The organism is Caulobacter sp. 17J65-9 (genome assembly GCF_010975005.1).
Taxonomy (GTDB): Bacteria; Pseudomonadota; Alphaproteobacteria; order Caulobacterales; family Caulobacteraceae; genus 17J80-11.
Genome location: NZ_JAAIVC010000014.1, coordinates 24,802 through 44,865 on the forward strand (window position 1 = coordinate 24,802; position 20,064 = coordinate 44,865).

At 71.0% G+C, this 20,064-nt stretch carries 23 protein-coding genes; 10 read left to right on the forward strand and 13 right to left on the reverse strand.

The features are described from left to right. Nucleotides 1-128: 128 nt before the first annotated feature. On the reverse strand, nucleotides 129-1,913 hold the full coding sequence (locus G3573_RS04340) for an autotransporter assembly complex family protein (protein ID WP_163259627.1): 1,785 nt from the start codon (nucleotides 1,911-1,913) through the stop codon (nucleotides 129-131). Nucleotides 1,914-2,128: 215 nt separating this feature from the next. Here G3573_RS04340 and G3573_RS04345 point away from each other — a divergent pair, with 215 nt between their 5' ends. Continuing rightward, a complete protein-coding gene (locus G3573_RS04345) occupies nucleotides 2,129-2,689 on the forward strand; it encodes a lipid-binding SYLF domain-containing protein (protein WP_163259628.1) in 561 nt (186 codons plus the stop codon). Between the two features lie 353 nt (nucleotides 2,690-3,042). Then, nucleotides 3,043-3,444, forward strand: coding sequence for a hypothetical protein (locus G3573_RS04350; protein WP_163259629.1), 402 nt, complete (start codon nucleotides 3,043-3,045; stop codon nucleotides 3,442-3,444). A 10-nt stretch (nucleotides 3,445-3,454) separates the two neighbouring features. Here the strand turns inward: G3573_RS04350 and arsC are convergent, their stop codons facing one another. The 6 genes from arsC to G3573_RS04380 all read right to left on the reverse strand — a co-directional run bounded on the left by arsC (nucleotide 3,455) and on the right by G3573_RS04380 (nucleotide 6,610). Then, nucleotides 3,455-3,871 carry an arsenate reductase (glutaredoxin) gene (gene arsC / locus G3573_RS04355; RefSeq protein WP_163259630.1) on the reverse strand — a complete coding sequence of 139 codons (417 nt, stop codon included), beginning with the start codon at nucleotides 3,869-3,871 and terminating at the stop codon, nucleotides 3,455-3,457. A 4-nt stretch (nucleotides 3,872-3,875) separates the two neighbouring features. Next, nucleotides 3,876-4,583 (reverse strand): MIP/aquaporin family protein, encoded by a 708-nt coding sequence (locus tag G3573_RS04360; RefSeq protein WP_163259631.1) that lies wholly within the window; start codon nucleotides 4,581-4,583, stop codon nucleotides 3,876-3,878. A gap of 1 nt (nucleotide 4,584) precedes the next feature. After that, the gene (locus tag G3573_RS04365) at nucleotides 4,585-4,935 is read right to left on the reverse strand and encodes a metalloregulator ArsR/SmtB family transcription factor (RefSeq protein ID WP_163259632.1); all 351 of its coding nucleotides are present in this window, start codon (nucleotides 4,933-4,935) and stop codon (nucleotides 4,585-4,587) included. Nucleotides 4,936-5,010: 75 nt separating this feature from the next. After that, complete coding sequence (locus G3573_RS04370; RefSeq protein WP_163259633.1) at nucleotides 5,011-5,472, reverse strand: ArsI/CadI family heavy metal resistance metalloenzyme; 462 nt, start codon at nucleotides 5,470-5,472, stop codon at nucleotides 5,011-5,013. Between the two features lie 56 nt (nucleotides 5,473-5,528). Continuing rightward, the gene (locus G3573_RS04375) at nucleotides 5,529-5,846 is read right to left on the reverse strand and encodes a helix-turn-helix transcriptional regulator (protein WP_240454509.1); all 318 of its coding nucleotides are present in this window, start codon (nucleotides 5,844-5,846) and stop codon (nucleotides 5,529-5,531) included. 149 nt (nucleotides 5,847-5,995) lie between these two features. Continuing rightward, nucleotides 5,996-6,610, reverse strand: a complete 615-nt coding sequence (locus G3573_RS04380; RefSeq protein WP_163259634.1) for an FMN-dependent NADH-azoreductase — start codon at nucleotides 6,608-6,610, stop codon at nucleotides 5,996-5,998. A 130-nt stretch (nucleotides 6,611-6,740) separates the two neighbouring features. Here G3573_RS04380 and G3573_RS04385 point away from each other — a divergent pair, with 130 nt between their 5' ends. Both G3573_RS04385 and G3573_RS04390 read left to right on the forward strand, forming a co-directional pair. Further along, nucleotides 6,741-7,652: a LysR family transcriptional regulator gene (locus G3573_RS04385; protein WP_163259635.1), complete on the forward strand. Its 912-nt coding sequence runs from the start codon at nucleotides 6,741-6,743 to the stop codon at nucleotides 7,650-7,652. Nucleotides 7,653-7,756: 104 nt separating this feature from the next. Continuing rightward, entirely contained in the window at nucleotides 7,757-8,386 is a 630-nt protein-coding gene (locus G3573_RS04390) for an exopolysaccharide biosynthesis protein (RefSeq protein WP_205598068.1), read from the forward strand. Nucleotides 8,387-8,547: 161 nt separating this feature from the next. Here G3573_RS04390 and G3573_RS04395 read toward each other — a convergent pair whose 3' ends face one another. After that, complete coding sequence (locus tag G3573_RS04395; protein ID WP_163259636.1) at nucleotides 8,548-8,880, reverse strand: hypothetical protein; 333 nt, start codon at nucleotides 8,878-8,880, stop codon at nucleotides 8,548-8,550. 128 nt (nucleotides 8,881-9,008) lie between these two features. Between G3573_RS04395 and G3573_RS04400 the strand changes: the two genes are divergently transcribed. Together G3573_RS04400 and G3573_RS22520 are read left to right on the forward strand one after the other, a co-directional pair. Beyond that, nucleotides 9,009-9,338, forward strand: coding sequence for a hypothetical protein (locus G3573_RS04400; protein ID WP_205598069.1), 330 nt, complete (start codon nucleotides 9,009-9,011; stop codon nucleotides 9,336-9,338). A gap of 117 nt (nucleotides 9,339-9,455) precedes the next feature. Beyond that, complete coding sequence (locus tag G3573_RS22520; RefSeq protein WP_205598070.1) at nucleotides 9,456-10,589, forward strand: sterol desaturase family protein; 1,134 nt, start codon at nucleotides 9,456-9,458, stop codon at nucleotides 10,587-10,589. Here the strand turns inward: G3573_RS22520 and G3573_RS04410 are convergent. Next, nucleotides 10,571-11,539, reverse strand: coding sequence for a WYL domain-containing protein (locus tag G3573_RS04410; protein WP_163259637.1), 969 nt, complete (start codon nucleotides 11,537-11,539; stop codon nucleotides 10,571-10,573). The genes G3573_RS22520 and G3573_RS04410 overlap by 19 nt on opposite strands. Before the next feature lie 105 nt (nucleotides 11,540-11,644). Here G3573_RS04410 and G3573_RS04415 point away from each other — a divergent pair, with 105 nt between their 5' ends. Continuing rightward, nucleotides 11,645-12,127: a hypothetical protein gene (locus tag G3573_RS04415; RefSeq protein ID WP_163259638.1), complete on the forward strand. Its 483-nt coding sequence runs from the start codon at nucleotides 11,645-11,647 to the stop codon at nucleotides 12,125-12,127. Between the two features lie 68 nt (nucleotides 12,128-12,195). Beyond that, nucleotides 12,196-12,906, forward strand: a complete 711-nt coding sequence (locus G3573_RS04420; protein ID WP_163259639.1) for an NIPSNAP family protein — start codon at nucleotides 12,196-12,198, stop codon at nucleotides 12,904-12,906. Between the two features lie 37 nt (nucleotides 12,907-12,943). Here the strand turns inward: G3573_RS04420 and fixJ are convergent, their stop codons facing one another. Then, complete coding sequence (gene fixJ / locus G3573_RS04425; RefSeq protein WP_163259640.1) at nucleotides 12,944-13,546, reverse strand: response regulator FixJ; 603 nt, start codon at nucleotides 13,544-13,546, stop codon at nucleotides 12,944-12,946. Further along, nucleotides 13,539-15,062 carry a PAS domain S-box protein gene (locus G3573_RS04430; protein WP_163259641.1) on the reverse strand — a complete coding sequence of 508 codons (1,524 nt, stop codon included), beginning with the start codon at nucleotides 15,060-15,062 and terminating at the stop codon, nucleotides 13,539-13,541. The genes fixJ and G3573_RS04430 overlap by 8 nt, the downstream gene beginning before the upstream one ends. A gap of 186 nt (nucleotides 15,063-15,248) precedes the next feature. On the opposite strand from G3573_RS04430, the gene G3573_RS04435 reads away from it, so the two are divergent. Beyond that, complete coding sequence (locus tag G3573_RS04435) at nucleotides 15,249-15,953, forward strand: alternative oxidase (protein ID WP_163259642.1); 705 nt, start codon at nucleotides 15,249-15,251, stop codon at nucleotides 15,951-15,953. Nucleotides 15,954-16,357: 404 nt separating this feature from the next. After that, nucleotides 16,358-18,205: a potassium transporter Kup gene (locus G3573_RS04440; protein WP_276208672.1), complete on the forward strand. Its 1,848-nt coding sequence runs from the start codon at nucleotides 16,358-16,360 to the stop codon at nucleotides 18,203-18,205. 196 nt (nucleotides 18,206-18,401) lie between these two features. Here G3573_RS04440 and G3573_RS04445 read toward each other — a convergent pair whose 3' ends face one another. Both G3573_RS04445 and G3573_RS04450 read right to left on the reverse strand, forming a co-directional pair. Further along, nucleotides 18,402-19,094, reverse strand: coding sequence for a response regulator (locus G3573_RS04445; RefSeq protein WP_163259643.1), 693 nt, complete (start codon nucleotides 19,092-19,094; stop codon nucleotides 18,402-18,404). Next, nucleotides 19,094-20,064 (reverse strand): ATP-binding protein (locus G3573_RS04450; RefSeq protein ID WP_240454510.1); only part of this gene is annotated, 971 nt, incomplete at its 5' end. The genes G3573_RS04450 and G3573_RS04445, both read right to left, overlap by 1 nt.

The window sequence follows — 20,064 nt, forward strand, 5'->3', positions numbered from 1 at the left end:
AGGGTGAGGGGTTAGGCGGCCGGCCGGATGTCCCTCATCCTCCCGCGCAGACCTCCGCGCTGACGCGCTCCGGTGCGCGGGGCCCGTCCTTCTCCCGACCGGGAGAAGGGAGATGACGCCGGCCCCGCTCAAAACGCCTGCCCGATGCTGATGTAGATCTGGAAGCTCGGGTCGCCTTCTTCGGGGTTGACCGGCACGGCGACGTCGGCGCGGATCGGGCCGAACGGCAGGAAGTAGCGCGCGCCCACGCCCAGCGAGAACTTGGCCCCGTCGAAGCTGGGCGACGGCTCCAGGCCCACGGCGCCGACGTCGCTGAACAGCACGTAGCCCCAGTTCTCGAAGATGCGCTGGCGCAGCTCCAGCGAGCCTTCGGCCAGCGACAGGCCGCCGCTGGGGGTGTTGTCGGGGAAGCGGGGGCCGACCCCCTGGTAGGCGTAGCCGCGCACCGAACCGCCGCCGCCGGCGAAATAGCGTTCGGCCGTGGGCATCTCGGGCAGGGTCCCGCCGACCAGCGAGCCCAGCCGCAGCCGCCCGGCCACCACCGTGCGGCCCTGGTTGAACGGCACGTAGTAGGTGCCCTGGGCGTCGACCCGGCCGTAGGTCAGCTCCTCGTCGCCCAGCACCTGGGTGGGCTCCAGCCGGCCGTTGATCCGCCAGCCGCGCGTGGGGTTCAGAGGATTGTCGGAGCGGTCCAGCGCCAGGCCGCCGATCGCCCGCAAGGTGACCAGGTCGCGCTCGACCGTCGGGCTCAGGCCCGTGGCGGGATCGAATTCCGGCTCTTCGTTGTGGCTGGCCTCGACCTTCACGCCGTAGGTGATGAAGGAGGTCTTGCCCAGGCGGTGGGTGAGGGCGGCCTCGGCCCCGACGCCGGAGCGCACGTAGGCTTCGGTGTCCTCGTAGAACAGCCCGCCGGCTAGCCGCAGGGTGCGGCCCGGCTTGCGCCAGTGCGGCAGGCTGAGCGCGCCGCCGATGCGGCTTTCCAGCTCGGCCAGGCGGACTTCGGCGGTCAGGGTGTCGGCGCGGGCCAGGCGGTTGTACCAGGTCCACTGGGTGTCCAGGCCGAAGCCCTCGGCGGTGGACCAGCCGACGCCGGCCTCCAGCACGCGCCGCGGCCGGTCGGCCAGGCTGACCACCACCGGGCGCAGGCCGTCGGCGTCGGATTCCGGCGCCAGGGCCACGGTGACCGAGGTGTAGACGGACGTGTCCAGCAGCCGCCGCTCCAGCTCGGCCACGTCGTCGGGGTCGTAGACGGCGCCGCTCTTCCACGGGGCCAGGGCGACGACCCAGGCGGGGTTGGTCCGCCCCGCGGTCTCCACCCGCACGCCGTCCAGGTGCACCAGCTCGCCCGCGGAGATGCGGAAGGTCGGCTGCACGGTCTCGGCGGCGTGGTCGACGATCACCTCGCGCGGCTCGGCTGCGGCGTCGGCGTAGCCGTTCTGGTTCAGGGCCGAGATCACCCGGCCCTCGCCGGCGATCACGTCGGCGGCCCGGCCGGGTTCGCCGGGACGCAGCTTGATGGCGGCGACGGCCGCGTCGGCGCTTTCCGGGTCGGGCGGCGGCGCCACCCACGTCACCCGCGGGTCGGCCAGCCGGAAACGCGGGCCCGGATCGATGCGCACCACGGGCTTGGGCGGATCGGAGTCGGTCAGCTCCGGCTCGACTTCGTAGGCGTAGTAGCCTTCGGAGCGTAGGGCGGCGACGGCGTCTTCGGCCGCCTCGTTGGCGCGCTGGCGGGCCTGGAAACGGCTGTCGGCGGGATGTTCGACCACACCGATCGAGCGTTCGATGCGCTTGCGCAGGTCGTCGTTGGTCACGCCCTCGACCGAGGCCTTGGGCGTGTCGGCGCGCGCCGGGGATCCGACGGCCGCCAACCCGAGCAGGGCCGAAGCCGCCGCCGCTTGCCCAAATCGCATCAACAAACTCGTTCCGCCCTGCCTCGCCGCCGCGCTTGTGCGAGCGGCTACGCTTCAAACCACGGTCTAGCTGCACAGTTCCATAACGGGGCTGTGCGAGTCGCAGAACCTCGGCGTCAGAGAATCCCCCGCATCGGGTCAGGTATGTACCCGATGGTCCCGCCGCTCCGGTCGGAGATGATCCCGCGCTCGTGGGCGGGCTCAGGAGAGAGTTCATGACCGAGGGACCTTCGAACGCGACCCGGCGCGCCGTCGTCGTGGCGGGCGGGGCGATGCTGGCGCTCAGCGCCTGCGCTACGGGGGGCGGCAACAGTCCCAAGCTGCAGACCGAGGCGCAGCAGGCCCTGCAGGAGCTGGAGAGCAAGAACCCCGCCGCCCGGGCGATCGCGAGCCAGTCGCGCGCCGTGCTGGTGTTCCCGCGCATCACCCGCGCCGCCTTCGTGTTCGGCGGCCAGGGCGGCCGCGGCGTGCTGTTCGAGGGCGGTCGGCCGGCGGGCGATTATCAGTTCACCGGCCTGACCTGGGGCTTCTCGGCCGGGGTGCAGGCCTTCTCCTACGCGCTGTACTTCATGAACGACCGGGCGCTGGCCTCGCTGAAGGACGCCAAGGGCTGGGAGTTCGGGGTCGGGCCGACCGTGGTCGTGGTCGACGCCGGCAAGGCCGCCCAGCTGAGCACCACCACCGCCCGCGACGACGTCTACGCCTTCGTCTGGGGCCAGCAGGGCCTGATGGCGGGCGTGGACCTGCAGGGCTCGAAGATCAGCAAGGTGAAGTGAGGCGTGCGTAATTCCTTCTCCCCTTGCGGGAGAAGGTGGCCGGCGGAGCCGGCCGGATGAGGGGTGGCGGCGCCGAGGCGTCAGGATGAGGAGCGTGGCCGCGCCAGCCGGTTCAGGCGTCGCGCAGACACCCCTCATCCGACGCGCTCCGCGCGCCACCTTCTCCCGCAAGGGGAGAAGGAAGCCGCCACGCCTCCGCTCCTCCTCCCTTCGGCTTAGGGGCCGCACCTTTTCCGACGTACGCACGTTCATTGGAGCGTAAAGGCGCCCCGAACACGCCTGGGCCGAAGACGGCGACGGGGGCTTAGCGCGTACCTTTCGGCCCGGGATCGACGGGGACGGAGTATGTCCCGATGATCCTGCGTTCCTTGCTCGCGACTTCGACCCTGCTGGCCGCGACGGCGGCGCTCGGCGCCTGCGCCGGCGGACCGATGGAGCCGCCCAATCCGGTCCAGGTTTCCGAAGCCACCTACGTCTGCGACAGCGGCGAGCGGCTGACCGCCCGGTTCGAGTTCGGCTCGCAGCGGACCCTGTTCCTGGGGACCGCCGACCTCGACGGGCGGGTGCTGAGCGCGCCGAAGAACGCGGTCGTCGTGATCGCCGACAATAGCCCGCCGGTGCGCATGGAGCAGGGGCCGTCGTGGACCGACACCGGCTTCGACTACCACGCCGACGGCGGCTATCGCCTCACCGGCGACGCGGGCCGCGTGATCCTGACCACGCCGGCCGGCATGCAGTTCTGCCGCACGGGCTGAGGGCGGGCGTTCACCGCGGCCCCAGCTCCACCACCTCGCCGTCTTCCTTCACGAAGCGGTCGGGCCGGCGCTCGAGCACGTCGAACACCCGTTCGGACGGGCGGGCCAGGACGACGCCTTTCGGCGTCACCACGAACGGGCGGTTCACGAGCTCCGGGTGGGCGACCATCGCATGGAGCATCTGATCGTCCGTCGTCGCGGAATCCAGAAGCCCGAGGTCGGCCGCGGGCGTGCCCTTCTCGCGCAGAGCCTCGCGGGGCGACAGCCCCGCTTCGCCGAACAGCTCGACGAGTTGCTCCCGATCCCAGCCGTCCTGCAGGTACTCGATGACGGTCGGTTCGTAGCCGGCCGCACGGATCATGGCGACGGCGTTGCGGGAGGTGCCGCAGGCCGGGTTGTGGAAGACGATCACCGGAAAGGGGCTCATGGGGTCACTCGGCGGCTTGGGCTTGAGGGGCGGCGGCGCGGAGGGGCGTGGGCGCGCGGCCGAGCAGCCAGCCGAACACGCCGGCGGCGGCGAGCGCGCCGACGAACTGGGCGGAGACGAAGACGGGAACGGAGGCCGGGGCTATGCCGGCGAAGCTGTCGCTGAGCGCGCGCGCCACGGTGACGGCCGGATTGGCGAAGCTGGTCGAGGCGGTGAACCAGTAGGCGGCGGTGATGTAGAGGCCGACCAGGGCGGGCACGGCCGAGGGCCGGAATCGCAGGCCGCCCAGGATCGTCCCGATCAGGCCGAAGGTCGCCACCGCCTCGGCGAAGCCCAGCGGCAGGCCGTCGCGGGTCTTGGTCGAGAGCTGCAGGACCGGCTCGGCGAACATCAGGTGGGCCGTCCAGACGCCCAGCACGGCGCCGACCTGCTGGGCGCCGACGTAGGCCAGGGCGGCCTTCCGGCCCAGTTCCCCGCGCATGAGCATGACCAGGGTCACGACCGGGTTGAAATGCGCCCCGGAGATCGGGCCGAACACGCTGATCAGCACGACCAGCGCCGCGCCGGTCGCCAGGGTGTTGCCGAGCAGGGCGAGGGCGACGTTACCGCCGGCCAGGGTCTCGGCCATGATCCCGGAACCGACCACGACCGCCAGCAGGGCGGCCGTTCCGAGCGCTTCGGCCGCGAGGCGGCGGGAGAGGCTGAAGGTCATCTCAGCAGCTCGGGGCGCCGCACAGGGGGCGCGCGGCCTTCTCCACCACCGGTCCGCAGATCTCGGACCGGCCGTCGCAACAGTCCTCGACCAGGAAGGCGAGCAGGTCGCTCATGCGCTCGTAGGCGGCGCTGTAGATGATCGAACGGCCGTCGCGGCGCGACTGCACGAGACCTGCCCCGGCGAGGACGTTGAGATTGGCCGACAGGGTGTTGGGCAGGGAGCCGGTGGCGCGCGCGATGTCGCCCGCGGCCATGCCCTCGCTTCCCGCGCGCACCAGCAGACGGAAGGCCTCCAGGCGGCCCGGGTGGGCGAGGGCGGAAAGAGCGGCGACGGCGATATTCGATTCCATATTTCGAGAATAATGGAATGAATTGGATCCGTCATCCCGGCCGCAGCGCGGTTCGGCCGGGATGACGGTCTGGAATCAGGCGCCGCAACAGCCCTTGGTCTGAGCTGTCTCGGCCGCCGCCTCCGGCCTGGCCGGCAGCAGCACGGCGGCGGCGCGGTCGTCACCGTAGACGGCGATCTGGCGCATCGAGTGGAAGGTCTCCCACACCAGGCCGTCGGGGTCGGTGGCCCAGTGCTTGTCGCTTTCGGCGTAACAGCACTTGGCGCAGGTCTCGTCGTGGGTGCTGACGTTGGCCGCTCCCAGGGCGGCGTGCAGGGCCTCCAACTCGCCGTCCGTCTCGGCCTGGACGCCCAGGTGGTTCAGTCCCGGCGCGTGCTCGCCCGTGGCGGAGATGGCGAAGTTCACGCGCGGGTCTTCCAGCATCCACTTGGCGTAGTCGGGTTTGCTCACGCTCGGCTCTGCCTGGAACAGGGCGCTGTAGAAGCCGATCGACCTCTTCAGGTCGCTGACGCTGACATGGACGTGCAGGCGTTTCATGCCCGTTCTCCTATAAAACCGGTTTGATCGTTATTTTGGGGCAAAAAGGGGGAGGGTCACGAACACCCTCCGAACCCTTCACAGCAGCGCTCGATCAGGAACGTCCCGAGCGACTGGACGGCGTGGAAGTCGACCCGCGAACGGACCTCGCGCCCGAGCTTCTCCTGGACCACCAGCCCGGAGCGCACGAGCGCGTTCAGGTGATGGGCCTGGGTGGAAAGGGCCAGGCCGGAGTGCTTCTGCAGCTCCCCGACCGTTAGGCCGTCGGCGCCGGCCCGCACCAGCAGCCGCAGCAACTGTACCCGCGCCGGCGCGCCGAGGGCGGCGAACCGGTCGGCCATCTGAACTTCGAGAGCGGCGTCGTCACGGGTCATAATGTCGATATAACCAGAAATATCGTTTTGTCTAGGGCCGGCCGCTTCCGTCACGCGCAAAAGAAAAAGGGCGCCGGCCGGAGCCGACGCCCTTGGTCAGTCCCGCCGGCGCCAGGGAGGGGGAAGGGCGCCGGCGACAGGATTGGCGGTCAGGCCGCCAGGGCGACGTCCGCGATGCTGCGGTGGGCGGCCTCGATGGCGTCGCGCTTGTGGTCGGGGCCCAGGTTCACCCCCTCGGCGCGGACGAACTCGACGTCGGTGACGCCCAGGAAGCCGAACACCGAGCGCAGGTAGCGCTCCTGGTGGTCGATCGCCTCCAGCGGGGTGCCGTTGTAGACCCCGCCGCGCGAGGACACGATGATCACCTTCTTGCCGCCGGCCAGGCCCTCGGGGCCGGTCTCGGTGTAGCGGAAGGTCTTGCCGGCCACCGCCACGCGGTCGATCCAGGCCTTCAGCTGGCTGGGGATCGAGAAGTTGTACATGGGCGCGCCGATCACCACGACGTCGGCGGCCAGGAACTGGTCCATGGTCGCGTCGCTGGCGACCACGTCGCGCTGCTGGTCGGCGCTGCGCTGGTCTTCCGACACGGCGCGAGCGGCGAACAGGGAAGAGGACAGGTGATCCAGCGGCTCGGCCGCCAGGTCGCGATAGGTCACTTGCGCGTCCGACGCGCGGCGGAGCTGCTCGGCCACGACCGCGGCGGTGAGGGCGCGGCTCACGGAGTCGCCGCCCATGATGCTGGAGTCCACGTGCAGGATGTTCATGCGCCACCTCTGAAAAACGTTCGCGACGGGGCGTCGCGGGGTGGCGTACATCTATTGCAACAGCGGCAGATACATTAGATGGGAATATAAGAACTGACCGTTCCCCCGGTGGAACGATGCGTGGGGCCTCATGCGCGACCTGAACGACCTGTCCTTCTTCGTGGCGGTGGTGAACCATCGTGGGTTCGCGCCGGCCGCCCGGGCGCTCAACGTGCCGAAGTCCTCGCTCAGCCGGCGGGTGGCGCGGCTGGAGGAGCGGCTGGGCGTGCGCCTGCTGGAACGCTCCACCCGTCGCTTCGCCGTGACCGAGGTCGGGCAGGAATTCTATCGCCGCAGCCGCCAGGTGCTGGAGGAGGCCGACGCGGCCGAAGAGGCGGTGGCGCGCGTGCGGGCCGAGCCGCAGGGCCTGGTGCGGGCCAGCGTGCCGATCAGCTTCGCGCCGGCCCTGGCGCGCGCCCTGCCGACCTTCATGGAGGCCCACCCGCGCCTGCGCGTGCAGATCCTGCAGACCAACCGCCGGGTCGACCTGATCGAGGAAGGCGTGGACGTCGCCCTGCGCGTGCGCGACCGGCTGGACACCGACGCCGCCTTCCAACTGAAGCAGCTGGGCAGAAGCCGCAGCTTCCTGGTCGCCAGCCGCGACTTCCTGGACCGCCACGGCCGCCCCTCCAGCGTGGCCGACTTGGCCGGCCTGCCGACGCTGGGCCAGAACGAAGGCTCGGGTCCGGCGACCTGGGCGCTCAGCGGGCCGGACGGGGCGCTGCAGACCCTGAGCCATGAGCCGCGGCTGTCCTGCGGCGACTTCGCCGTGCTGCACCAGGCGGCGCTGGACGGCCTGGGCCTGGCCCTGGTGCCGGACATCGTCGCCTGCGCCGACCTGCGCGAGGGGCGCCTCGAGCAGGTGCTGCCGGACTGGTCGGGCCGGGAGGGGATCGTGCACCTGGTCTTCCCCTCGCGCCGCGGCCTGTTGCCCGGCGTGCGCGCCTTCATCGACTTCCTGGCCGAGACCGTGCAGGCGGCGATGGGCGAGGGGCGGTGTTGAGGGCGTATCTGGGGGGAGACAAACAGCGAGATTTCGACGCAAGGGCCTAGCGCAACCGCCGCCACGGGCGCATATGCGGCCCCGCTGCACAGCCTGGTGACCCCTTGAACAAAGCCGTCCATCCGCACCCCCAGGTCTCCGACCTGCTGGAGGGGCTCGCCCACCACGAGGGCGGGACCCTGACCGTGCGCGACATCCTCGACCATTTCGGCGAGCGGGCGTTCGGGGCCCTGATGCTGGTGTTCGCCGCGCCGCTGGTGCTGCCCATGCCGCCGGGCCTGTCGGCCATCCTGGGCGCGCCGCTGGTGTTCATCACCGCCCAGCTGGCCATGGGCCGGCCGCGCCTGTGGCTGCCGCGCATCCTGGCCGACCGCGAGTTCCGCACCGCCGACTACGCCGCCCTGGTCGAGCGCATCCTGCCCTACCTGCGCAAGCTGGAGGGCCGCCTGCGGCCGCGCATGACCTTCCTGCTGGGCTTCCTGGCCGAGCGGGTGGTGGGCCTGGTGGCGCTGATCCTGGCGATCATCGTCTTCCTGCCGGTGCCGTTCGGAAACATGCTGCCGGCCCTGGCCATCGCCGTGCTGGGCCTGGGCCTGGTCGAGCGCGACGGCCTGGCGACGCTGGTCGGCTGGCTGGTGGCGGTGGCGAGCCTGTTGCTGCTGGCCTTCCTGGCCAAGGCCTTCGCCGCGGCGCTGGCGGCCTTCTTCCTGACGCTCGCGACGGATCCGATCTGATCCCCGTACGTCACCCTCGGGCTTGTCCCGAGGGCCCATGGCTCAGCTCCTCGAACGGCGGAATTGTTCGCGCCGCCGTCGCTCGCGCCTAAAGTCCTCGCTGATGTTCCAGCGGAACGATGGGCCCTCGGGACAAGCCCGAGGGTGACGGGGTTTGGTGCTCATCCCCCGCCGCGCTTGCCCAGCGGGTCGCTGATGCAGGCCTCGCGCACTCGGGCGTTCAGCTTTTCGCGCTTGTCGTCCTGGGCCGCGTCCATGGCCAGCGAGGCGGCCGTGCCGGCGAAGGGCGCGGCGAGGTTGCCCAAGAGGCCGACCACGCCGCGCTCCTTGCCCTTGTCGTCGTAGCGAGCGACCGCCTTACGCGCGGCCACGCACTCGCCCGACGTCCATCGCTTGTCGGTGGTGTCCAGATTGAGCACCGTCTCCTTGGGCGATGATACGCAGGCTCCCAGGCTCAGGCCCAGGAAAGCGACTGTGAACGCGTACTGCCTCACACGCTACTCCGACGCTACTGTAACGGCGGTATCTAAAGCGCATGCGCGGTGGAGGTTCCGTCGCGCCCCTAAGGGAACGGCTCGGCCGTGCGCCCGTTACGACCGCCGTAGCGTTACGGAGTAGAGTAATGGCGACCGAACGAGTGACCGAGCGCAACGACGGTTCGACCCGCGAGCGGGTCGTCGAGCGCAACGAGAATGCCGGAACCACGGTGGTGGAGCGCGGCGGCGGCGGAAGCGGCCTGGGCGCGATCGTGGCGATCGTGCTGGGCCTGATCGTCATCGCCGTCGCGGCCTACTTCCTGAGCGGCTTCTATCGCCAGGAAGCGGTCGAGACCGCCGCGGTCAGCGACGCGGCCGAAAGCGTCGGCGCCGCCGCCGACAATGTGGGCCAGGCGGCCCGCGACGCGGCCGATAGCATTCCGGCCCCGGCCGCTCCGGCCGCGCCGTCCAAGTAAGCCTGGGCGCAGCTCGTCCCGGCGCCGCGCTGGGGCGGGCCGCCTTCGGCGACAGGTCCCGTTAACCCCGACCGCCTAGAGCTGGGCGTCTGCAAACGCAGAAGGGGAGCGGCGGCCGTGGTTCAATCAAAGCGTTCCTGGATCGCCTGCATCGCCTGCGGGCTGGGCCTGATGTCCCTGCTGGGCGTGCTCGCCTTCCATTTTCCAGATCTCCTGACCAGCCAGCAGTTCCGCGCCGTCTACACCGAGCACTTCGCGCGCACCCTGCTGCTGATCGGCCTGGTGGCCGCCTTCGGCCTGGGCACCTTCGCCGTCCTGACCGGCCGCAACCGAAAGATCGCCCTGACCGGCGTGCTGAGCGCGGGCCTGGCGGTGCTGCTGGGCGGGGCCACGGTGCGCTTCGGCCCGATCGCGCAGACGCCGTTCTCGCTGGGCCTCGACTGGTTCCTGATCAGCCTGGTGATCTCGGCCATCGTCTTCATCCCGATCGAGCGGATGATGGCGGTGCGCCCCATGTCGCCCCTGCGCCCCGAGTGGCGCACGGACATGGGCTACTTCTTCATGAGCCACATGCTCATCCAGTTCATCTTCATCGCCGTGACCGCGTCCACGGCGACGGTGGCGGCCTTCGCCGTCTTTCCGGCACTGAAGGGTTTCCTGCAGGGCCTGCCGGTGTGGGTGCAGTTCCTGATGTGCGTGTTCTTCGCCGACCTGTTCCAGGCCGGCCTGCACCGCGCCTACCACAAGCTGGGCTTCCTCTGGCGCTTCCACGCCGTGCACCATTCCAGCCGCCACATGGACTGGCTGGCGGGCAGCCGCGTGCACCTGGTCGAGATCGTCCTGACTCGCTGCGCGGTGCTGTTGCCGCTGGTGGTGCTGGGCTTTTCGGCCGAGGCGGTGAACGCCTACGTGGTGCTGGCCGGCGTCCAGGCGGTGGTGGCCCACGCCAACCTGAGGCTCGACTTCGGCTGGCTGGAATACGTGGTCTGTTGCCCGCGCTACCACCACTGGCACCACGCGCGCGACGAGGCCTATGTCGACGCCAACTACGCCATCCACCTGCCGCTGATCGACATGATGATGGGCACCTTCCGCCGCCCGCCGGCCGGGACCTGGCCGGAGGAATACGGCGTGATTGAGCTGGAGAGCGTGCCGGCCGGCTTCGTGGCCCAGCACGCCATGCCGTTCGGCAAGCAGCAGACCTTCGAGCGCTACGTCGGCGCGCCCGAGGCTCAGCGCGCCTCGGCGTAAAGCGCCGCCAGCCGCCGGGCCTCGGCCGCGATCGCGGCGCGCAGGTCCGGCGGGCTCAGCACCTCGGCTTCCGGCCCCAGCTTCATGACTTCGCCGAGCGCGTGCGTCACGGATTCGATGGGGATGCTCACGGTGCGCCAGCCGTCCGCGTCGGGCGGCCCGGCGCTCGCGGCGCGTTCGGCCACGACGCGGCCCAGGCGCGAGAGGCGGGCGAGGCCCGTCCCGGTGACCCGCAGCACCGCCTCGCCGGCGTAGATCTCCTGCTCGAACGCCTGGGTCCGTTCGCTCCACCAGGCCCCGAGGTCGAACCCCGCCGGGCGGGCGAAACCTTCATCGGTCCGGGTCAGGGCCAGCATGTTGGCGACGCGGTAGGTGCGCACGCTCTCGCCGGCGCGGGCGACCAGGTACCAGAGCCCCGCCTTCAGCACGAGGCCGAGCGGGTCGAGCGTGCGGCGCACCGGGCCTTTCCAGCTCTCGTAGTCGACCTCGATCCGCGTTTCGGCCCACAGGGCCTCGGCCACCCCCGTCAGGTGCTCGACCTTGTCGCCCTGCGCGTACCAGCCGACCGGATCGAGGTGGACGCGCGCGCCCTTGCGCCCGGCCTTGTCGCGCCAGTCGGCGGGCAGGGCGGCGGTCAGCTTCAGCTGGGCCGCGGCGATCGCCGCCTGCAGGCCCAGCGCCTCGGCCGGACCGGGGAGGCCGGAGAGAAACAGCGCCTCGGCCTCGGCCAGGGTCAGGCCGGTCAGCTTGGCCCCGTAGCCGTCCAACAGGCGCACGCCGCCGTTGCGGCCACGGTCGGCGTAGACCGGCACGCCCGAGGCGCTCAGCTCGTCGAGGTCGCGGTAGACGGTGCGAACCGACACCTCCAGCTCCTCGGCCAGGGCGCCGGCGGTGGTCGCGCCGCGGACCTGCAGCAGCATCAGGATCGAGAGGAGGCGGCTCGCGCGCATTTTTCGATCCTAGCCCAGAAAAGCTGACATTCGATGTCAGATTATCGGTCGTAGGAGGACCTCGTGCTCGCCCGCGTCCGGGCTGGCGACTGAGGAGACCCGACCATGTCCGCGCCTGCGTCGACCCGACACGACGACTTCGACTTCCTGACCGGCGCCTGGGCCGTCACGAACCGCCGGCTGAAACAGCGCCATGTGGGCGCCGACGACTGGGACGAGTTCCCCGGCTCCATGACCTGTCGGCCCCTGCTGGGCGGGGTCGCCAACGTCGACGAGATCGTCTTCCCGACCAAGGGCTTCTCCGGCGCCACGGTCCGCACCTTCGACCGCGCCAGCGCGCAGTGGTCGCTCTATTGGATCAACAGCGCCACAGGCGGCCTATTTCCGCCGGTTCACGGGCGGTTCGAGGACGGCCGCGGCGAGTTCCTCGGCGACGACGAAGACGACGGCCGACCGGTGAAGGTGCGCTTCGTCTGGTCCGACGTCACGCCGGTGTCGGCCCGCTGGGAGCAGGCGTTCTCGATCGACGGCGGCCGGACCTGGGAGGTGAACTGGGTGATGGAGTTCAGCCGCACGGGGTTCCAGTGAACCGCCGCGCCGTTCTCGCCGCCGGCCTCGCCCTGGTCCCGTCCGCCGTCCTCGCTGGAGCCCCGTCCGTGCAACCCTGTCCGCCGGTCGTCGAACTGCGCCGCTACACCCTCAAGCCCGGCCGCCGGGACGACCTGATCGCGCTGTTCGAGCGCGAGTTCGTCGAGACCCAGGAGGCGGCGGGCATGACCCTGCTGGGCCAGTTCCGCGACCTCGACGCGCCGGACCGCTTCGTCTGGATGCGCGGCTTCCCCGACATGGAGCGCCGGCGCGAGGCGCTCGGCGCCTTCTACGGCGGACCGGTGTGGAAGGCGCACCGGGAGGCCGCCAACGACACCATGATCGACTCCGACGACGTGCTGCTGCTGCGCCGGGTCGTTCTCCCTCCCCTTTATGGGGAAGGACAGGCCGCGTCAGCGGCCAGGGTGGGGGACCGGACCGCTTCCCCACCCGGCCCCTCCGGGGCCACCCTCCCCATGAAGGGGAGGGAGAGCGTGATCACCGCCACCGTCCTCTACCTGGCCGAACCGGCCGACGCCGACCTGAAGGCGTGGTTCGAGGCGGAGGTCCGGCCGGCGGGCGATGTGCTGGGCGTGTTCGAGACGGAGGCCGCGGCGAACACCTTCCCGGCCCTGCCGGTGCGCGAGGGCGAACACGCATTCGTCTGGCTGGCGCGGGGCGCGGGGCCGGAGCGCCTGCCGGCGTGGCTGGAGCGGCGGCTGGTCCGTCCGCCGGAGGTCATGCGGCTGGCGCCGACGCCGCGGTCGCGGTTGAGGTGAAAAGATCTCCCCCCAGTGGGGGGAGATCTTGTTTCAGTCACCCCGCCGCCAACGCCATACGCACCAGCTCCGACAGGCTGCCGGCCTGCATCTTCGACATGACGTGGGCGCGGTAGATTTCGACCGTGCGGGGGCTGATCCCTAAGTCGAAGGCGATCACCTTGTTGGCCTTGCCGGCGACCAGGCCGTCCAGCACCTGGCGTTCGCGGCCCGACAGGGCGTCCAGGCGCTCGCGCACGGCGGCGCGCTCGGCGTCCTGGCGCTCCAGGCCTTCGCGCTGAGTGAGCGCCGCGCGCACGGCGGCCAGCAGCAACTCGTCGTCGAACGGCTTTTCGATGAAGTCGGCGACCCCGGCCTTCATGGCCTCGACCGCCAGCGGCACGTCGGCGTGGCCGGTGATCATCACGATCGGATGCGGCGCGCCCAGGGTCTTGAGCCGGCGCACCAGCTCCACCCCGTTCATCTGCGGCATGCGCACGTCGGTGACCACGCAGCCGGGCTCGAGCTCGTCGTAGGCGTCGAGAAGGGCGGTCGCGGCGTCCCAGGTGCGCGCCTTCAGCCCGGCGCTCTCCAGCAGGAAGGCGATGGAGTCGCGCACCGCCGCGTCGTCGTCCACCACGTGCACCACCGGCTCAGTCATCGGCGTCCTCGTCCAGTTGTTCGTCGAAATGCTCGGGGCCGACCGCCCGCAGGGTGAAGTTGAAGACCGTGCCGCCGTTCGGGTTCGGCTCGGCCCAGATGCGCCCGCCGTGGCTTTCCACAATGGTACGCGAGATCGACAGGCCCACGCCCATGCCCTCGGCCTTAGTGGTGAAGAACGGCGTGAACAGCTGGGCGGCGGCTTCCGGAGCCAGGCCGCAGCCGGTGTCGGCGACGCTGACCTGGACCATGTTGTCGGAGGCGGGGACGGCGCGGATCTCCAGCACCCGCGTGGGCGCGTCGTCCATCGCCTCGAGGCCGTTGCGGATCAGGTTCAGCAGGACCTGCTGGATCTGCACCTTGTCGGCCAGCACCTGATCCACGTGCGGATCCAGGGCGAAGCGCACGTGCACGCCGCGCTCGCGGGCGCCGACCAGGGCGAGCGCGCTGGACTCCTCGATCATCCGCGGCAGGTTCTCAACCCGCCGCTCGGTTTCGCCGCGGGCCACGAAGTCGCGCAGCCGGCGGATGATGTCGCCGGCGCGCAGGGCCTGCTCGCCGGCCTTGTCGACGGCCTCGGCGACGCGGTCCAGCGGCACGGGATCGGCCTTCAGCAGCCGGCCGGTGCCCTTCAGGTAGTTGGTGGCCGCGGCCAGCGGCTGGTTCAGCTCGTGGGCCAGGGCCGAGGCCATCTCGCCCATGGCGGTCAGGCGCGACATGTGGACCAGCTCCGACTGCAGCTCCTGCAGGCGCGCCTCGGTCTGGTGGCGGTCGGTCAGGTCGCGCACGAAGCCGGTGAAGAAGCGCTGGCCCCCCGAGCTCATCTCGCCGACCGCCAGCTCCATGGGGAAGGTCGAGCCGTCGCGGCGCTCGCCGACCACGACCCGGCCCAGGCCGATGATCCGCCGCTCGCCGGTGGTGAGGTAGCGGGTCAGATAGCCGTCGTGCGCCTCGCGGTGCGGGGAGGGCATCAGCATGGAGACGTTGCGGCCGACCACCTCGCCCTCGCTCCAGCCGAACAGGCGTTCGGCCGCCGGGCTGAAGGTGACGATCAGGCCAGCCTCGTCGATCACCACCATGGCGTCGGGGACGGTGTCGAGGATGGAGCGCAGGTGCGCCTCGCGCGCGGCCAGGTCGCGGCGGTGGGCGTCGGCCCGGTCGCGGGCGCGCTGGTACCACTCGCCGCCGACGCCCAGCGAGGCGCCCAGGGCCACGAAGATGACCACGCTCAGCGCGTCGCCGAGGTCGAGCGGATGGGACAGCACCAGGCCCGCCGCCGCGCCCAGCACGGTCGCCGCCACGCCGGGTCGCCAGCCGCCGAAGGAGGCGGCCACCACCACGCCCGGCACGAAGAACAGGAAGACCTCCCGGTCGCCCAGCAGCGGCGTCAGCGCCCAGCGCACGACCAGGGCCGCGGCCGCGAACAGCACCCCCAGCGCCAGGGCGACATAGCTCCGCCGGCCAGGACTCCAGGAGGTCGGGTCGAACCAGGACAGTTTAGGCAATTCCCTCAGCATGGCCGTCCCGACACGCGCGCGCGGTTCAGGACCGCGCCAATCTAGAGAATACCCAACGCGCACGGAGACTAAGGGATTCCCCGTATGGCGAAGACCTGAATGTCGCCGTTCGGCGGCCGGGCGTACCTCTCCCTCAACACCGGCTTACGGCCGGACCGGCCTTCGGGCCATCAGAGAGGTGCTCTCATGACCGCTCCCCTTGTCGACCTTTCGGTTCACCATCGGGCCCACGGCGCTTCGGACCGCGTGGCCTTCGGTTTCGTGAAGGCGCTGCGCCTGTTCGCCGACACCTTCTTCGCCAAGCGTTACGGCCACCGCGCGGTGGTGCTGGAGACGGTGGCGGCGGTGCCGGGCATGGTCGGCGCCACCTTCAGCCACCTGAAGGCGCTGCGCCGGATGCGCGACGACCGCGGCTGGATCAAGACGCTGATGGACGAGGCCGAGAACGAGCGCATGCACCTGATGACCTTCATCGAGGTGTGCAAGCCGACCCTGTTCGAGCGCGCCGTGGTGCTGCTGGCCCAGGGGATCTTCTACAACTTCTTCTTCCTGCTCTACCTGATGTCGCCGAAGACCGCCCACCGGGTTGTCGGCTACTTCGAGGAAGAGGCGGTGATCAGCTACACCCACTACCTCGCCGAGATCGACGAGGGCCGTTCGGAGAACGTGCCGGCCCCCGAGATCGCCAAGCGCTACTGGAACCTGCCCGACACCGCGACCCTGCGCGACGTGGTGCTGGTGGTCCGCGCCGACGAGGCCCACCACCGCGACGTCAACCACGACTTCGCCAACCAGCTGGCCGGCCTGCCGCAGCGCGCCATCGCCGAGTGCCCCCCGCACGCCGAGCTGACGCCCAACTGGAAGGCTGCGGCCTGGCCCAAGGCCGCCTGATCTCCCGGCCGGCAGAGCCGGGCTCCTCCAAAACTGAAAAAGCGCGGGGCCCCCGGCCCGCGCTTCTTTTTTTGCGCTCCGACCGGGGACTCCAGCGGGCGATGTCGCTCGTTGGAGCCCCCGCGCCGCCCGGGGGGCCAGGCGGCGACTCCCGGAAGGGAGCCTCGAAAGGGCAGGGTCCAGTGTTCGCCCGTATGGGGCCAGTCCGTAGCCTTGCGGACGCCGGCCGACCTTTATGCGGTCCTTACGCCCCACGCCCCGGTTCGCCATCGAAACCTGCAGCAGGCCGGCGCTAGACCCCCGCTCGCCCGCAGTCGGGTGAAGGGGAACCGCCCGTGGCCATCGCCGTCGACCAACCAGAAGCCGTACGTTCCGCCGCAGCCGCGCGCCCGCCCGGCCACGGCCTGTTCGCCCTGATGGTCGGCGCCGTGGGCGTGGTGTTCGGCGACATCGGCACCAGCCCGCTCTACTCGATGCGCGAGGCGCTCAGCCACGTGCGCGGCGGCGCGGCCGAGCCGGCCGTGCTGGGCGTCGTCTCCCTGATCGTCTGGGCGCTGATCCTGATCGTCACGGTCAAGTACGTGATCTTCGTGCTGCGGGCCGACAACCGGGGCGAGGGCGGCACCCTGGCCCTGATGGCCCTGGCCCAGCGGGCGATCGGCTACCGCTCGGTGTTCATTTTCGTGCTGGGCGTGTTCGGGGCGGCGCTGTTCTACGGCGACGGGGTGATCACGCCGGCCATCTCGGTGCTGTCGGCGGTCGAGGGGCTGCGCGACGCGCCCGGAGTCGGCCACGCGGTCGACCCGTTCGTGCTGCCGGCCGCCGCGACCGTGCTGGTCGCCCTCTTCCTGGTCCAGTCGCGGGGCACCGCCCGCGTGGGCGCCCTGTTCGGGCCGATCATGGTGGTCTGGTTCCTGGCCATAGCGGGCCTGGGCCTGATGCACGTTCTGCAGAACCCGGCCGTCCTGCTGGCGCTGAGCCCGCACTGGGGTGTGCGGCTGCTGCTCGAGAACGGCGTGCTGGGCTTCGTGATCCTGGGCAGCGTGTTCCTGGCGGTCACCGGGGCCGAGGCGCTCTACGCCGACATCGGCCACTTCGGGAAGGACCCGATCCGCGTGGCCTGGCTGGTGCTGGCCTTCCCGTGCCTGGTGCTGAACTATCTGGGGCAGGGGGCCGCCGTGCTGGCCGACCCGAGCGCCCAGGCCAACCCGTTCTTCCGGATGATCCCGGAGGTCGCCTACTGGCCGATGCTGCTGCTGGCCACCGCCGCCACCGTGATCGCCAGCCAGGCGGTCATTACGGGCGCCTTCTCGGTCACCCAGCAGGCGGTGCAGCTGGGCCTGCTGCCGCGCGTCACCATCAAGCGCACCAGCGAGACCGTCGCGGGCCAGATCTTCGTGCCGCAGGTCAACGTCTTCCTGATGGTGGGCGTGCTGTTCCTGCTGATGACCTTCCGCACCTCCTCGGCCATGGCCTCGGCCTACGGCATCGCCGTCACCGCCACCATGGTGATCACCGTGCTGCTGCTGTTCGTGATCGCGCGCCATTGCTGGAAGTGGCCGCGGGCCGGCGCGGTGGCCCTGGTGGCGCCGCTGCTGGCGCTGGACGTGACCTTCCTGGGCGCCAACTCGCTGAAGATCCACGAGGGCGGCTGGTTTCCGCTGGCGCTCGGCGCCGGCCTGGTGCTGGTGATGTGGACCTGGTCGAAGGGGACGCGAATCCTGGCGCTGCGGACCCGGCGGGACTCCCTGCCGCTGGCCGACCTGATCGCGTCGCTGGCCGTGCGCCCGCCGCACCGGGTCGGCGGCACGGCGGTGTTCCTGACTTCCGATCCCACGGTCGCGCCGGTCGCCCTGATGCACAACCTCAAGCACAACAAGGTGCTGCACGAGAAGAACGTCATCCTGACCGTCGTCGTCTCGGACGCCCCGCGGGTGCCGGAGGCGGACCGCGTCGCCATCGAGCCGCTGAACGCCGACTTCAAGCGGGTGAAGCTGACCTACGGCTTCATGGAGAACCCGAACGTGCCCAAGGCGCTGAGCCTGTGCCGGCGGCAGGGCCTGAAGTTCGACATCATGTCGACCTCCTTCTTCCTGGGCCGCCGCTCGGTGGTCGCCTCGGCCAAGGAGGGCATGCCGGCCTGGCAGGACAGGCTGTTCATCTTCCTGATGAAGAACGCGACCAACCCCACCGATTTCTACCGAATCCCGCCCGGACGCGTGGTGGAGATGGGCGCGCAGGTGACGATGTGAGGTGGGGTCAGGGGGGGCTTCCTTCTCCCCTTGCGGGAGAAGGTGGCGCGCGGAGCGCGTCGGATGAGGGGTGACGGCGGGACGTCTCAAGGTCTTGGGATAAAGGTCGATTCACTCGGAAGCCGAGGCGCTTGCACCCCTCATCCGACCGGCTCCGCCGGCCACCTTCTCCCGCAAGGGGAGAAGGGAGCTTTCCTCAGTCCGCCGAGAACCGGTAGCCGACCCCCGGCTCGGTGAGGATGCGCCGGGGCGCGGCGGGGTCGGCCTCCAGCTTTTGGCGCAGCTGGCCGACGAACACCCGCAAATAGGCGACGTCCTCGGCGTGGGCCGGGCCCCAGACGGCGGTCAGCAGCTGGCGGTGGGTGGTCACCTTGCCGCCGCCCTCCACCAGCCGGGCCAGCAGGTCGTATTCCTTGGGCGACAGCCGCACGGCCTGGCCGGCGCGGCTGACGCGGCGGCCGACCAGGTCGATCTCCAGCTCGCCGGCCCGCACGACCGGGCTTATGCCCTCGCGCTGCACGCGGTGGCGCAGCGCCACGCGCAGGCGCGCCAGCAGCTCGCCGATCCCGAACGGCTTCTCGACATAGTCGTCGGCGCCCAGGTCCAGCGCGTCGATCTTCTCGGTCTCGCGGTCGCGGGCGGACAGGATCAGGATCGGGCCGTCGTAGAAGGCCCGCGCCTTGGCCAGCGCCTCCTTGCCGTCCATGTCCGGCAGGCCGAGGTCCAGCACCACGGCGTCGGGGGCCTTGCGGGCCAGCTCGCGCAGGCCCGACGCGGCGTCGTCGGCGCGGACGACCTCGTAGCCAGCCGCGTCCAGGGCCGGGCCCAGGAAGCGGTGGATCTGCGGTTCGTCGTCGACGACCAGCACGCGGGGCCGGTGGGCGGACATCAGAGCAGCTCCTTGGCGGTCGGCACGGCCTTGGGAAGCGCGATCAGGAAGCGCGAGCCGCGTCCCTCGGCCACCGGGCTGACCACCGCGATCCGCCCGCCCATGGCCTCGATGAAGCCGCGCGCGATGGACAGGCCGAGCCCTAAGCCCTCGCCGCGGTCGCTGGGGGCCTGCAGCCGCCGGAACTTGTCGAACACCCGGTCGAGCGCGTCGGCGGGAATGCCCGGGCCCTCGTCCTCGATGGTGATCAGCACGTTGGCCAGGTCCTCGTGGGTGGCGATCTCGATGCGCGAGTCCTGCGGCGCGTAGGCGGCGGCGTTGTCGAGGATGTTGAGCACGGCCTGCTCCAGCAGGACGGGATCGGTGCGGACCTTCGACAGGTCGCGGGCGAAGTCGCGCTCGATCGTCCGCCCGCCCAGCCGTTCGCCCAGCCGCTCGGCGGCCGCGTCCAGCACCTCGCGCACGTCGGTCCAGCTACGCCGCGGCTTCAGCGCCCCGGCCTCCAGCCGGCCCATGTCCAGCAGGTCGCCGACGTAGCGGTTCAGCCGGCGCGCGTCCTGGGCGATGCTTTCCAGGAGGTCGCGGCGGACCGCCGGCTTCAGGTCGGTCCCGAACTCCAGCAGGGTGGTGGCCGAGCCCAGCACGCTGGACAGCGGCGTGCGGAAATCGTGGCTGATCGAGTTGAGCAGGGCCGAGCGCAGCCGGTCGGCGCGGCGCAGGGCCTCGTTCTCGGCCGCTGCCGAAGCCAGCTGCGCGCGTTCCAGCGCCACCGCGCCCTGCTCGAGCAGGGCCGAGACTCGGCCCTCCGCGTCGGGGGCCAGGCCGCGCAGGCCGACCACGCCGACCCGCTCGCGCAGGCCCTGCAGCGGGCGGAAGGCCCAGCCGGTGTCCGCGTCGGAGGTCTCGCCGCTCTCCCACACCCGGCGCGCGGCCGCCGCGCCGTCGGGGCTCAGCTTCTCCAGCCCGGCGG